The organism is Paraburkholderia dioscoreae, assembly GCF_902459535.1.
Taxonomy (GTDB): domain Bacteria; phylum Pseudomonadota; class Gammaproteobacteria; order Burkholderiales; family Burkholderiaceae; genus Paraburkholderia; species Paraburkholderia dioscoreae.
In genome coordinates, this window is record NZ_LR699554.1 from 1,291,782 (window position 1) to 1,304,440 (window position 12,659).

Genomic DNA, 12,659 nt, shown 5'->3' on the forward strand with positions numbered 1-12,659 from the left:
GAGGAGACGCAGTAATGAAGATCAAGGGCATCCGCTGGTGGATGGTCAGCCTGGTCGCGGCCGGGCTCATCATCAATTACCTCGCGCGCAATACGCTGTCGGTAGCCGCGCCGACGTTGATGAAAGACCTCCACATCACCACGGAGCAGTATTCGCACGTGGTCGTGGCCTGGCAGCTCTGCTATGCATTCATGCAGCCGGTCGCCGGCTATGTGATCGACACCATCGGCACCAAGATCGGCTTTGCGGCGTTCGCCCTGGCATGGTCGCTGGCGTGCGCGGCGGCGGCGTGGTCGACCGGCTGGCGCAGCCTCGCGTTCTTCCGCGGTGTGCTCGGTCTTGCCGAGGCGGCCGGCATTCCGGCCGGCGTCAAGGCGACGAGCGAATGGTTCCCGGCCAAGGAGCGTTCGGTGGCGATCGGCTGGTTCAACATCGGCTCGTCGATCGGCGCGCTGCTGGCGCCGCCGCTGGTGGTCTGGGCGCTGTTGCATGGCGAGTGGCAGTTGGCCTTTGTGATCGTCGGCGTGGCCGGGATTATCTGGAGCGTGCTGTGGATGGTGCTCTACAAACATCCGCGCAAGCAGAAGCTGTTGGGCGACGCCGAGCGCGACTACATTCTCAGCGGCCAGGAAGCAAAGCACAGCGACGCCGGCGCCGCGAAGCGCAGCTGGTTCGCCATGCTCGGCAGCCGCGACTTCTGGGCAATCGGCATTCCGCGCATTCTCTCCGAACCGGCCTGGCAGACTTTCAACGCGTGGATTCCGCTGTACATGATGACCGAGCGTCACATGAATCTGAAGGAAGTCGCGTTGTATGCGTGGATGCCGTTTCTGGCCGCTGACATCGGCTGCGTGCTGGGCGGCTATCTGAGTCCGCTGTTTCACAAGTACGCCAAAGTGTCGCTCTTCACGTCGCGCAAGATGGTGTTCGTGGTCGGCGCGCTGTGCATGATCGGGCCGGCCTGCGTCGGTCTGGTGGCGAGCCCGTATGCGGCGGTGGCGCTGCTGTGCGTCGGCGGGTTTGCGCATCAGACCTTGTCGGGTGCGCTGTATGCAATTACGGCCGATATGTTCGGCAAGAATGAAGTCGCTACTGCGACTGGCATGGGCGGCATGGCGGGCTATCTGGGCGCGGCGGCGTTCACGGCGCTGTTCGGCGTGCTGGTCACGCAGATCGGCTACAGCCCGTTGTTCGTCGTGCTGGCGGTGTTCGACATTATCGCGGCGGCGGTGGTGTGCCTGCTGGCGAAAGGCGCCGACAGGACGCCCGAGCCGCGCTGGACGCAGGCGAGCGCGGTGGCCAAGTGAGTCACGATCGGGCTGGCGAGCGACGCCCAGCAGCCGATCAGGGTTTCGCCACCGCGCACCGCTCGGCGAAAACTATTGGGTAAGGGCTGATAGGGCGTGAGGGCAGGCATGGGCTGTTTTCCTCGAACGACGATGGATCGGCTAGCTCCAACGACCGTCAAAGTTTGTTATAGGTCGTCGTATATCTAGGTTTTCAGATTGGCATTGGCCTTACCGCTGGTGGCGGCCACGTAAACCCGAATTCCTCGCCAGACAAGCGTTTCGGTTGCGCGCACATCTCGATATGTTGTAGGATGACCTATATCTTAGGTCTCTATCCAAGGAATGCGAAATGTCTATCACCGGCGAAATGCTGATCGGTCGCAAAGCGGTACGCGGCGAGGAAGAACCATTGCATGCGTTCAATCCTGTCACGGGATCGGACATCGCGGAGCCGGTTTTCGGCAGCGGCTCTGTCGCCCACGTTGGCGAGGCCTGTGAGCTCGCGCGGCAGGCTTTCGATCCGTACCGTCAGTTGCCGCTGACAGTGCGCGCCGAATTTCTCGAGCGCATCGCCGACGGCATCACGGCATTGGGCGATGCGCTGATCGAGCGGGCGCACCAGGAGTCGGGCTTGCCAAAGGCGCGTCTCGAAGGCGAGCGCGGCCGCACGACGGGCCAGCTCAAACTGTTCGCGCAAGTCGTACGCGCCGGACAATGGCTCGCCGCCACGCTCGATTCGCCGCTGCCGGAGCGCAAGCCGTTGCCGCGTTCCGATCTGCGTATGCAGAAGATTCCGCTCGGCCCGGTCGCCGTGTTCGGCGCGAGCAATTTCCCGCTCGCGTTTTCGGTAGCGGGTGGCGACACCGCCGCGGCGCTCGCGGCCGGCTGCCCGGTGGTGGTGAAGGCGCACCGCGCTCACCTGGGCACCTCGGAGATGGTCGGACGGGTGATCCAGCGTGTCGCGCAGGAAATGGACTTGCCTGAAGGCGTGTTCTCGCTGATCGTCGGTGCCGGTAACTCTGTGGGGGAGGCGTTGGTCGCGCATCCGGCGATCAAGGCGGTGGGCTTCACGGGTTCGCGCGCGGGCGGGATCGCGCTGATGCGCGTGGCGGCGGCGCGTGCCGAGCCGATTCCGGTCTACGCGGAAATGAGCAGCATCAATCCGGTGTTCCTTCTGCCGAATGCGCTGGCTCAGCGCGGCGAGAGCATCGCGCGTGGCTTCGTCGATTCGCTGGTGCTCGGCGCCGGTCAGTTCTGTACCAATCCGGGTCTCGCCATTGCAATCGACAGCGACGCGCTCAAGGGCTTCGTTGCAACCGCGTCCGACGCGCTGAGCGGCAAGCCCGCGCAAACCATGCTGACGTCCGGCATCCATGCCGCTTATGAAGAGGGCGAGGGCAAGCTGGCCGCGACGAGAGGCGTGGAGGCCGTGGCGCACGGCGTCGAAGGAACCGGCCCGACGCAGGCTCGCGCGGCGCTGTTCGTGACCGATGCGCCGACGTTCCTCGCCACGCCCGCATTGGAAGACGAAGTGTTCGGCCCGGCGTCGACCATCGTGCGTTGCAGGGACGAGCAGGAAATGCTCACGGTCGCCGAACATTTCGCCGGTCAGTTGACCGCCACGGTGCAGATGGACAGCGCCGATTTGCCGGCGGCGAAGAAGCTGGTGCCGATTCTCGAACGCAAAGCCGGCCGGCTTCTGGTGAACGGCTTCCCGACGGGCGTCGAGGTCTCGCACGCGATGGTGCATGGCGGCCCGTTCCCGGCTACATCCGACAGCCGTGCGACTTCGGTCGGCACGACTTCGATCGAGCGCTTCCTGCGCCCGGTGTGTTATCAGGATTTCCCGGCCGATCTGTTGCCCGAGGCGCTCGCCGACGGCAACCCGCTGAACCTGTGGCGCCGCCGCGATGGCGAGATCACGCGCAGCTGAGTGCCGGGTGATTCGCGATCGGTGATCGTGTGAAATGAAAAATGGCCGGGGTCTATTCGATCTCGGCCATTTCTTTTTGTGTTCACGGCCACCGCGCGATGACTTCGCGGTGACGAATCGACTCAGCTATTCGCTTCAGCCGCTTCGTTCGCACGCCGCAAGCGCTCGCGGCTGTTGGACAGATGCATGCGCATGGCCGCGCGCGCGCCTTCCGCGTCGTGCCGGGTGATCGCTTCGAGAATGCTTTCGTGTTCGAGGTTCACGAGCGACAGATACGCGTCCGGTTCCGCGCGCGCAATGCCTGCGGAGTCGAGCCGGTTACGCGGAATCAGCGCGCTGCCCATTTGCGTGAGGATATCGACGAAATAGCGGTTGCCGGTAGCGCGTGCCACTGAGATATGAAACTGCAGATCGGCGTCGACGCTGTCCAGCCCGTTGTGGCGCGTGGCTTCGATCGCATCGAGCGCGGTGCGCATGCGCGCGAGGTCGTCCGGCTTGGCGCGCTGGGCGGCCAGCCCCGCGCATTCCGTTTCGAGGCTGATGCGCAGTTCCAGGATCGACAGCACGTCGCGCAAGGTGGTGGCCGGCACCATGTCGATGCCCAGTTTTTCGCGCGGCGGTTCCAGCACGAAACTGCCGATACCATGCCGCGTCTCGATGATCTTGCCCGCCTGCAAACGCGAGATGGCTTCACGAATGACGGTCCGGCTCACGCTCAGCGTGACCATGAGCTGGGACTCGGTGGGTAGTTTGTCGCCGGGTTTCAAGGCGTTCGACGCAATCTGCTCGGTGACGTAGCTGACGACGAACTCGGCAAGATTACGAGCGCGTCGTGGCGGTGCCGCGGATGCCAGTGGTGTAGCCATCGAAAACGCCCCTCGAATCAGATAGTTGCAGAGACTTCATGCGTTTGATTATACCGTCGTCTGATGACTGATTATATAGACGCCGAATCATTTTGCGAGCCGGCGTGCGGACTGGCATCGGCGCGCCGTTCAAGGCGTCTTGCGCCGCAATGGCGGCCAGATCGCACCATCGCGTAGAAGTACGATAACCGCCGCGTGACTAGCGCCGGCGCAGTTCCACCCGCTTGATGTCTTTGACGATCACGAGATAGCTGAACACCGTGAGCAGCGCGTTGATACCGACGAATACCAGCGCGCCGTTGAACGACCCGGTTTTCGCGACGAGATAGCCGATCACGATCGGCGTCACGATGCCGGCCACGTTGCCGAACATATTGAAGATCGCGCCGGACAGGCCGAGTGCTTCCTTCGGCGACGTATCGGCGACCACGGCCCAGCCGAGCGCCCCAATGCCTTTGCCGAAGAACGAGAGCGACATGAGGGCGACGACGACCCAATCGGTCGACACATAATTGCAGCCGATGATGCACACCGACAGCAGCATGCCGCCGACAATCGGCACCTTGCGCGCGATCGTGAGCGAATGGCCGCGACGGATCAGCCCGTCGGACAGAATGCCGCCGAGCACGCCGCCGGAGAATCCGCAGATCGCCGGCAGCGAAGCCACGAGGCCCGCTTGCAGAATGGTCATGCCGCGCGCCTGCACGAGGTAGATCGGAAACCAGGTGAGGAAGAAGTAGGTCAGCACATTGATGCAGTACTGCGCGAGATAGACACCGAGCAGCATGCGGTTGCTCAGCAGTTGGCGCACCAGAGACCAGCCGCCGGTATTTTCGATTCTGTCGATGGCTCGGGCTTTCTTCGGCCCGTTGACCACGCCTCCGCCCTGTTCGATGTACTCCAGTTCGGCGCGCGACACACGTGGATGGTCGGCGGGGTTCTTCATCACCTTCAGCCAGGTGAGCGCGAGCAGCAATCCCATCACGCCCATCACGACATACACCATGTGCCAGCCGAACGCGTGAGTGAGCCACGCCATCAACGGCGTAAACACCACGGCGGCGAAGTATTGCGCCGAATTGAAAATGGCCGATGCCGTGCCGCGTTCGTTGGTGGGGAACCAGCTCGCTACCACCTTGGCATTGGCGGGGAAGGCCGGCGATTCGGCCGCGCCCATCGCAAAGCGCAGCGCGAACAGCGCGGTGACGGCGGCGGCCGCGCTGCCCAGCAAGCCGATGGAGCTTTGCAGCAACGTAAATAACGACCAGAAGAAGATGCTCGCCGCGTAGACGCGGCGCGCGTCGAAGCGGTCCAGCAGCCAGCCGGCTGGCAGTTGCGACAGCACGTACGCCCAGCTGAACGCGGAGAAAATGTAGCCCATGCGGATCGCGTCGAGACCGAACTCGGCTCGCATGGCCGAACCGGTGACCGACAGCGTGGCGCGGTCCGCGTAGTTGAAGGTCGTGATCAGAAAGATCAGCAGCAGGATGGCGTAGCGGACTCGGGTGCGCTTCGCGACGTGGGCGGCACTCGCCGCGCGGCTCATTTCCATGGTCATCTCCTGAATTTCTTATGCATGGGAGCGGGCTCCCTGGCGTCGAGGCGCCGTCGCGGCGCAACTAGCAGTCGCGGACCTTGTCGATACATTCGTGCAGCACAAAAACGCCCGGCGACGTTGCCGTGCCGGGCGCTCTTTGCGGTGCCGTTTGCGCGGCCTTCGCTCGCAAGGCCGCCGGGTGTTGTCTGCGTCCGATGCGCCCCAGCCGGATTACTGCGGACCGAGCGTCTTGATGAGCGCGTCCAGCCTGGCCATTTCTTCTTCCGTCAGATCGGTCAGCGGCGCGCGGACCGGACCGGCGCTATGGCCGACCAGCTTCGCGCCTGCCTTGACGATGCTGACCGCGTAGCCCGCGCGGCGGTTGCGGATCGCCAGGTACGGCAGGAAGAATTCGTCGATCAGCTTGCCGACCGTGGCATGGTCGTCCGCGGCGATCGCGCGGTAGAAGTCCATCGCGGTCTTCGGAATGAAGTTGAACACCGCCGACGAATACACCGGCACGCCGAGCGCCTTGTACGCCGCGGCATACACTTCGGCGGTCGGCAGGCCGCCGAGATACGAGAAACGGTCGCCAAGGCGGCGGCGGATCGACACCATGTTCTCGATCTCGCCCACGCCGTCCTTGAAGCCGATCAGGTTCGGGCAGCGCTCTGCCAGCCCTTCGAGCATATCGGCGTTAAGCCTGGAATTCGCGCGGTTGTAAATGATCACGCCCATGTTCGGCACGGACTTGCAGACTTCTTCCGCGTGCGCCGCGATGCCTTCCTGGCAGGCTTCCGTCAGGTAGTGCGGCATCAGCAGAATGCCGTTTGCGCCATGACGCTCGGCTTCCTGTGCGTAGGCGATCGCGACACGCGTCGGGCCACCCGCGCCGGCGAGAATCGGCACCTTGCCTTTGCAGACTTCAGCGGCCGTGCGCACGACGTTCGAATAGTCGCTGTGCGTGAGCGAGAAGAATTCGCCCGTGCCGCCGGCAACGAACAGTGCCGAAGCGCCATAAGGCGCGAGCCATTCCAGGCGCTCGGCATAGGTGTCGGCGCGAAAATCACCTTGTTCGTCGAAGTCGGTAACGGGGAAGGACAGGAGGCCTTCGGAAACGATCTGCTTCAGTTCCTGCGGTGTCGTCATGATGAGTATCCAGTGCGTCGGGATGGTTCGCGAGTGGTTCGATGGGTAGAAACGGAGATTTCTTATACGTCATCGTACAACAACAAATCGGCTAACTCAACGATCATTTAGCGGCATAATGCCCGTCATAGGGTAAATACGGAACGTCCGCGCAATCTTTCATGTTGTAGGATGACGTATGAATAGTCGGCGCACCAGGCGTGCAGCGCCATAAGGATCGATGCAATGGAACAATCTCCGCTCTACATTCGCGTTCACCCCAATGACAATGTCGCGATCGTCGTCAACGACGGCGGCCTGGGCGAGGGCGCCGTATTTCCCGATGGTCTCGCGCTGCGCGAGCGCGTGCCGCAAGGGCACAAGGTCGCGCTGGCCGATCTGGCCGAGGGCGACGAGGTCATCCGCTATAACGTGGTGATCGGTTATGCGCTCAAGCCGTTGCCGAAAGGCAGCTGGATCAACGAACACGTGATCCGCATGCCGAGCCCACCGGGGCTCGAGGATCTGCCGATCGCCACGATCAGGGCGCCGGAGATGCCGCCGCTCGAGGGCTACACGTTCGAGGGCTACCGCAACGCGGACGGCTCGGTCGGCTCGCGCAACATTCTCGCCATCACGACCACGGTGCAATGCGTGGCCGATGTCGTGCAGCATGCGGTCACCCGCATCAAGGCCGAGTTGCTGCCGAAGTACCCCAATGTCGACGACGTGGTGAGCCTCGGCCACACCTATGGTTGCGGTGTCGCGATCGACGCGCCCGACGCGATGGTGCCGATCCGCACCGTGCGCAATATCAGCCTGAATCCGAATTTCGGCGGCGAGGTGATGATGGTCAGCCTCGGCTGCGAGAAGCTGCAGCCGGAGCGCCTGATGCCGCCCGGCACGATTCCGATCGCCGCGGCTGCCAATGTGGCGGAGGTCGCGGACATCGGCGATATCGAGGCTGATCTGAACGGTGACGTCGTGGTGCTGCAGGACGACGCGCATGTCGGCTTCCAGTCGATGATCGAGTCGATCATGAAAATGGCCGATGGTCATCTGCAGCGCCTTAACAATCGCCGGCGCGAGACTTGCCCCGCGTCCGATCTGGTGATCGGCGTGCAATGCGGCGGCAGCGACGCGTTCTCCGGACTGACCGCGAATCCCGCAGTGGGCTACGCGACCGACCTGCTGGTGCGTGCCGGCGCCACGGTCATGTTCTCCGAAGTCACCGAAGTGCGCGACGGCGTCGATCAATTGACGGCGCGCGCGGCCAACGCGGACGTCGCCGCGGCGATCATCCGCGAGATGCAGTGGTACGACGATTATCTGAAGCGCGGCGGTGCCGATCGCAGCGCCAACACCACGCCGGGCAACAAGAAAGGCGGCTTGTCGAACATCGTCGAAAAGGCGATGGGGTCGATCATCAAGTCGGGCAATTCGGCCATTTCCGGCGTGTTGTCGCCGGGCGAAAAGGTCAGGCAGAAAGGCCTGATTTACGCGGCGACGCCGGCGAGCGATTTCATCTGCGGTACGTTGCAAGTAGCTGCGGGTATCAACCTGCATGTTTTCACCACCGGCCGCGGCACACCGTATAGCCTCGCCGAAGTGCCGGTCATCAAGGTCGCGACGCGCTCGGATCTCGCGCGCCGCTGGCATGACCTGATGGATATCAACGCCGGCACCATCGCGACCGGCGCGGCGACCATCGAAGACGTGGGCTGGGAACTGTTCCGTCTGATGCTCGACGTCGCCAGCGGCCGCAAACAGACCTGCGCGGAAAAACTCAAGCTCCACAATGCATTGGTGCTGTTCAATCCGGCGCCGGTGACCTGATGGGTCGCCCGATCCGCAGGTTCCGCTTCATCACGCCGATCTGATCGCACTCACACCAACATAGAAACATGACTGACTCGAACCTCGACCGCAGCGCGGCACAAAAACCTTTCCGCCGTCTGCTGCTCACCGGCGCGGCCGGCAACCTCGGCAAGCAGTTGCGCGGCGCGCTCGCCGCGTGGGCCGATATCGTGCGCGTCACGGATATCGCGCCGCTCGGCGACGTGGCGGCGCACGAAGAAGCGTCGACTGTGGATCTCGCGGACCAAGCCGCGGTTCACGCGCTGCTCGAAGGCGTGGATGCGGTGATTCACCTCGGCGGCATTTCTGTCGAAGCGCCGTTCGAAGAGCTGCTCGAAGCGAATATTCGCGGCCTGTACAACCTCTATTCGGCCGCGCAGAAGCAGGGCGCGAAGCGCGTCGTGTATGCGAGTTCGAATCACGCGGTGGGTTTCCATCCCGTGACGGAGGTGGTCGATATCGACGCGCCGCTGCGGCCCGACAGCCTGTACGGCGTGACCAAGTGCTTCGGCGAATCGTTGTCGCGTTACTACTTCGATCGCTTCGGTCTGGAGACGGTGTGCCTGCGCATCGGCTCGTCGTTCGAGCAACCGAAAAATCCGCGCATGCTCGTGACCTATCTGAGCTATCGCGACTTCATCGAACTGGTGCGCTGCTCGCTGTTCACCAATCGCGTGGGTCATGCGATCGTCTACGGCGTGTCGGATAACCGGACCAAGTGGGTGGACAACACCAAAGCCGCGTTCCTTGGCTTTCGTCCGCAGGACAGTTCGGTCGAATTCGAGCATCTATTTCCGGTCACGGCACCCACGGTCGAACTCGACGATCCGACGCAGCGTTTTCAAGGCGGCCCGTTCGTGCTCGCCGGCCCGATGGAGCCGAAGCGATGAGCGCCGCGGCGAATCCGCGAGTGGAGCGCGTGGGCGCGGTGGGGCAGGCGCCGGCTTCGGTCGGCGAAAGTCCGGTGTGGCGCATAGCGGAACAGGCGCTCTACTGGGTGGACATTCCGGCGCAGAAGATCGTGCGCTTGCGGATCGATTCGGGCGAACGCTCCGAATGGCTGTTGCCGGAGAAAGTGGCGTGCATCGCGTTCGATCATCGCGGCACGGTGCTGGCCGGTTGCGAGACGGGGCTCTTCGCCGTTACGCTCACTGAGGCCACGGCCAGCGGCGAAGCCGTGCAGGTGACAGGGCGCCAGCTCGCCGCGCCCGACTTCGCATGCGGCGACATGCGTTTCAACGATGGCCGTTGCGACCGGCAAGGGCGCTTCTGGGCCGGCACGATGGTGCAGGACATGGCGGCGGCCAACCCGGCCGGTGCGCTCTATCGATTCGATGCGCGCGGCGTTCTCTCCGCGCCGGTCGTCGACGGGCTCATCACGCAGAATGGTCTCGCGTGGTCGCCGGACGGCACGACCATGTATCTGTCGGACTCGCATCCTTTGCGTCGGCAGATCTGGGCATTCGACTACGACGGCGAGACCGGCGAGCCGCGCAACCGCCGCGTGTTTGCCGATCTGAATCATCATGCGGGCCGTCCCGACGGAGCCGCGGTGGACGCCGACGGCTGCTACTGGATTTGCGCCAACGACGCGGGCCTGTTGCTGCGCTTCACACCGCAAGGCAAGCTGGACCGGCGGATTGCCGTGCCGGCTATCAAGCCGGCGATGTGCGCTTTCGGTGGGCGCGAGCTAGATACGTTGTTCGTGACGTCGATTCGTCCCGCGGCGAACGCGAGTGAGCACGACGGCCATCTGTTCGCCGTGCGCCCCGGTGTCACCGGCTTACCCGAGCCGGAATTCGCGGGCGAGCTGTAAGCGGAGCGTTGGCGAGAAGGGCGCCGGGCATCTCGTCATGCCCGGCGCCCTTTGTTTACTCGTCGTAAATTCATCACTCATCGTACAACAATGTGGTGTAAAGACTACGGTCGTTCCACCATTCTATCTAGCAAAACCGTGCGAGACGGGGATCCCCGTTTGCCTCGACAGCACCGTGCTGGCTGACGTGTGGCTCTGTGCCAGCCTGATTCGGTCATCGATGCCGGGTGCTTCGTGGTGCGGGTAAATACCGTCTGTACAACTCAAACCGCCTTTTATAGACTTCATATGTCGTCGTACAACATATGAGCCCAAACGAATTCCTTTCTATAGATTTCGCGTTACCGGTATGAACACGGCAGCGTGAACGTGCGGGACCAATCGCCCACGACACGCACGCCGAAGCAGTTGAAGCAAAAGTAAAAGAGTCGGATTGTCTGACAGGAGTGCTGAGCATCTGCGCCGGGGACGTTGCACAGACCAGCACGGCAAAGCGTGCGTGACCGCGAACGGTGGCAAGCGTAACGCCGGAGACGCAGCAAAACCATATCGCATCCGCGAGCGGCCTTCCGCAATCGATTGGATGGTCAATTTTTCAAGGAATCTCACGATGAACAAGAAGTTCGCCTCTTCCCGTGTTTCGATGATCGTCGCAGCCTCGATGCTGGCCTTCAGCACCGTGTCGGCGCAAGCGCGAGTGTTCCGCGTGTCGGACGTGCATGGCGACACGTATCCGACCAATATGGCCGTGAAATACATGGGAGAGCAGATCAACAAGGCAACCGGCGGCAAGGATTCCGTGAAGGTCTTTGGCAATAGCGCGCTGGGTTCGGAAAACGACACGATCGATCAGGTGCGCATTGGCGCATTGGACATGGCGCGCGCCAACGGTGCGGCCTTCAACGAAATCGTTCCCGAATCGATGATTCCGTCGCTGCCGTTCCTGTTCCGCGATATCGACCATTTCCGCAAAGTAATGTACGGCCCGGAAGGCCAGAAGATTCTCGACGCCTTCAAGGCGAAGGGCATGATCGCGCTGACGTTCTACGAGAGCGGCGCACGTTCGATCTATACGAAGAAGCCGATTCATTCGCCCGCTGACATGAAGGGCTTGAAGGTCCGCGTGCAGCCGTCCGATCTGATGGTCGACGAAATCAGGGCGATGGGCGGCACGCCCACGCCGATGCCGTTCGCCGAGGTGTACACGGGCCTGAAGACGGGTCTGGTGGATGCCGCTGAAAACAACCTGCCGTCGTACGAAGAAACCAAGCACTTCGAAGTCGCGCCGATCTATTCCGAAACCCAGCATTCGATGACCCCCGAAGTGCTGGTGTTCTCCAAGAAGGTGTGGGACACGCTGACACCGCAGGAACAGGACATCATCAAGAAGGCGGCCGCCGACTCGGTGCCGTACTACGAAAAGCTGTGGACCGCGCGCGAAGCCGACGCGAGCAAGACGGTCACGAAGGGCGGCGCGACCATTGTCGCCTCGTCGCAGATCGATCGCGCTGCGTTCGTCAAGGCCATGCAGCCGGTCTGGGCGAAGTACGAAAAGACCCCGCAAATGAAGCAGCTCGTCGACGAGATTCAGGCCGTCAAATAAGGTTCAGCTGAGTGGAGGTATCGCAGCGGCGGAAGGGGCGGCGAGAAGACTCGCGTGCCCGGCCGCTGCGTGCTTACCGAACCGAAGGATCGAACAGGATTGCTGATTATTAAAGACAGGTCGGTCGTATGCAAGGATGGGGTCAATGAGCTTCATGAAGCGCCCAAATGATTTTCTGTTCCGCGCGCTGGTTATCGTAGCGTCGCTAAGTCTCGCCGTGCTCAGCCTGCTGGTGATCTACAGCGTCGTGATGCGCTACGTCTTCAGCGATGCGCCGGATTTCGTCGAGCCCATCGCGCTCCTGCTGGTGATCGTGATCGCCATGTTCGGCGCCGCGCTCAAGGTTCGCGAAGGCGGCCATATCGGACTCGATTCGCTCGTAAAGAAATTGCCGCCGAAGGGCCAACTCGTCGCGACGGCGTTTCAGCACATTTGCCTGATCGTCTTCGCGGCCGCGGTTTTCTTCGGCTGTCTGCAGATGGTCGAGGCGACCGCGGAAGACCGGATTCCCATTATCGGCTTGCCTGAATCTTTGCGTTATTGCATTCCGGTCATTGCCAGCGTCTGCATTGCAATGTTCTCGGTAGAGAACCTTCTGGCGCTTTTCGCACAGAAACAAAAATAGAGCCA

At 62.6% G+C, this 12,659-nt stretch carries 10 protein-coding genes and 1 pseudogene; 7 read left to right on the plus strand and 4 right to left on the minus strand.

What is annotated here, in order from left to right; all coding sequences use genetic code 11:
• Positions 1–14: 14 nt before the first annotated feature.
• The gene (locus tag PDMSB3_RS26005; protein WP_165188165.1) at positions 15–1,307 is read left to right on the plus strand and encodes an MFS transporter; all 1,293 of its coding nucleotides are present in this window, start codon (positions 15–17) and stop codon (positions 1,305–1,307) included.
• Here the strand turns inward: PDMSB3_RS26005 and PDMSB3_RS37960 are convergent.
• Positions 1,301–1,417 (minus strand): annotated as a pseudogene (locus tag PDMSB3_RS37960) (2-dehydro-3-deoxyglucarate aldolase); the annotation flags it as partial. The gene PDMSB3_RS26005 and the pseudogene PDMSB3_RS37960 sit on opposite strands and share 7 nt — an antisense overlap.
• 221 nt (positions 1,418–1,638) lie before the next feature.
• Between PDMSB3_RS37960 and PDMSB3_RS26015 the strand changes: the two are divergent.
• The gene (locus PDMSB3_RS26015) at positions 1,639–3,222 is read left to right on the plus strand and encodes an aldehyde dehydrogenase (NADP(+)) (protein ID WP_007176898.1); all 1,584 of its coding nucleotides are present in this window, start codon (positions 1,639–1,641) and stop codon (positions 3,220–3,222) included.
• Positions 3,223–3,344: 122 nt separating this feature from the next.
• Here PDMSB3_RS26015 and PDMSB3_RS26020 read toward each other — a convergent pair whose 3' ends face one another.
• From PDMSB3_RS26020 to kdgD, 3 genes are all read right to left on the minus strand, one after another.
• Complete coding sequence (locus tag PDMSB3_RS26020; protein ID WP_007176899.1) at positions 3,345–4,088, minus strand: FadR/GntR family transcriptional regulator; 744 nt, start codon at positions 4,086–4,088, stop codon at positions 3,345–3,347.
• A gap of 199 nt (positions 4,089–4,287) precedes the next feature.
• Positions 4,288–5,640 carry an MFS transporter gene (locus tag PDMSB3_RS26025; RefSeq protein WP_007176900.1) on the minus strand — a complete coding sequence of 451 codons (1,353 nt, stop codon included), beginning with the start codon at positions 5,638–5,640 and terminating at the stop codon, positions 4,288–4,290.
• A gap of 216 nt (positions 5,641–5,856) precedes the next feature.
• Entirely contained in the window at positions 5,857–6,774 is a 918-nt protein-coding gene (gene kdgD, locus PDMSB3_RS26030; protein ID WP_007176901.1) for a 5-dehydro-4-deoxyglucarate dehydratase, read from the minus strand.
• Between the two features lie 225 nt (positions 6,775–6,999).
• Here kdgD and garD point away from each other — a divergent pair, with 225 nt between their 5' ends.
• The 5 genes from garD (at position 7,000) to PDMSB3_RS26055 (ending at position 12,654) form a co-directional block, all read left to right on the plus strand.
• Entirely contained in the window at positions 7,000–8,589 is a 1,590-nt protein-coding gene (gene garD, locus PDMSB3_RS26035; RefSeq protein ID WP_165188167.1) for a galactarate dehydratase, read from the plus strand.
• A gap of 68 nt (positions 8,590–8,657) precedes the next feature.
• Positions 8,658–9,500 (plus strand): NAD-dependent epimerase/dehydratase family protein, encoded by an 843-nt coding sequence (locus tag PDMSB3_RS26040; RefSeq protein WP_007176903.1) that lies wholly within the window; start codon positions 8,658–8,660, stop codon positions 9,498–9,500.
• Positions 9,497–10,426, plus strand: coding sequence for an SMP-30/gluconolactonase/LRE family protein (locus tag PDMSB3_RS26045; RefSeq protein ID WP_007176904.1), 930 nt, complete (start codon positions 9,497–9,499; stop codon positions 10,424–10,426). Before PDMSB3_RS26040 ends, PDMSB3_RS26045 begins: the two co-directional genes overlap by 4 nt.
• 610 nt (positions 10,427–11,036) lie before the next feature.
• The gene (locus tag PDMSB3_RS26050) at positions 11,037–12,029 is read left to right on the plus strand and encodes a TRAP transporter substrate-binding protein (RefSeq protein WP_007176905.1); all 993 of its coding nucleotides are present in this window, start codon (positions 11,037–11,039) and stop codon (positions 12,027–12,029) included.
• Positions 12,030–12,174: 145 nt separating this feature from the next.
• The gene (locus PDMSB3_RS26055; protein ID WP_007176906.1) at positions 12,175–12,654 is read left to right on the plus strand and encodes a TRAP transporter small permease; all 480 of its coding nucleotides are present in this window, start codon (positions 12,175–12,177) and stop codon (positions 12,652–12,654) included.
• Positions 12,655–12,659: the final 5 nt, after the last annotated feature.

What these genes read in the sequence shown, in the direction of transcription:
- PDMSB3_RS26005 (WP_165188165.1), top strand. Translation starts at nt 15, where the DNA reads ATGAAGATCAAGGGCATCCGCTGGTGGATGGTCAGCCTGGTCGCGGCC.
- PDMSB3_RS26015 (WP_007176898.1), top strand. Translation starts at nt 1,639, where the DNA reads ATGTCTATCACCGGCGAAATGCTGATCGGTCGCAAAGCGGTACGCGGC.
- PDMSB3_RS26020 (WP_007176899.1), bottom strand. Translation starts at nt 4,088, where the DNA reads ATGGCTACACCACTGGCATCCGCGGCACCGCCACGACGCGCTCGTAAT.
- PDMSB3_RS26025 (WP_007176900.1), bottom strand. Translation starts at nt 5,640, where the DNA reads ATGGAAATGAGCCGCGCGGCGAGTGCCGCCCACGTCGCGAAGCGCACC.
- kdgD (WP_007176901.1), bottom strand. Translation starts at nt 6,774, where the DNA reads ATGACGACACCGCAGGAACTGAAGCAGATCGTTTCCGAAGGCCTCCTG.
- garD (WP_165188167.1), top strand. Translation starts at nt 7,000, where the DNA reads ATGGAACAATCTCCGCTCTACATTCGCGTTCACCCCAATGACAATGTC.
- PDMSB3_RS26040 (WP_007176903.1), top strand. Translation starts at nt 8,658, where the DNA reads ATGACTGACTCGAACCTCGACCGCAGCGCGGCACAAAAACCTTTCCGC.
- PDMSB3_RS26045 (WP_007176904.1), top strand. Translation starts at nt 9,497, where the DNA reads ATGAGCGCCGCGGCGAATCCGCGAGTGGAGCGCGTGGGCGCGGTGGGG.
- PDMSB3_RS26050 (WP_007176905.1), top strand. Translation starts at nt 11,037, where the DNA reads ATGAACAAGAAGTTCGCCTCTTCCCGTGTTTCGATGATCGTCGCAGCC.
- PDMSB3_RS26055 (WP_007176906.1), top strand. Translation starts at nt 12,175, where the DNA reads ATGAGCTTCATGAAGCGCCCAAATGATTTTCTGTTCCGCGCGCTGGTT.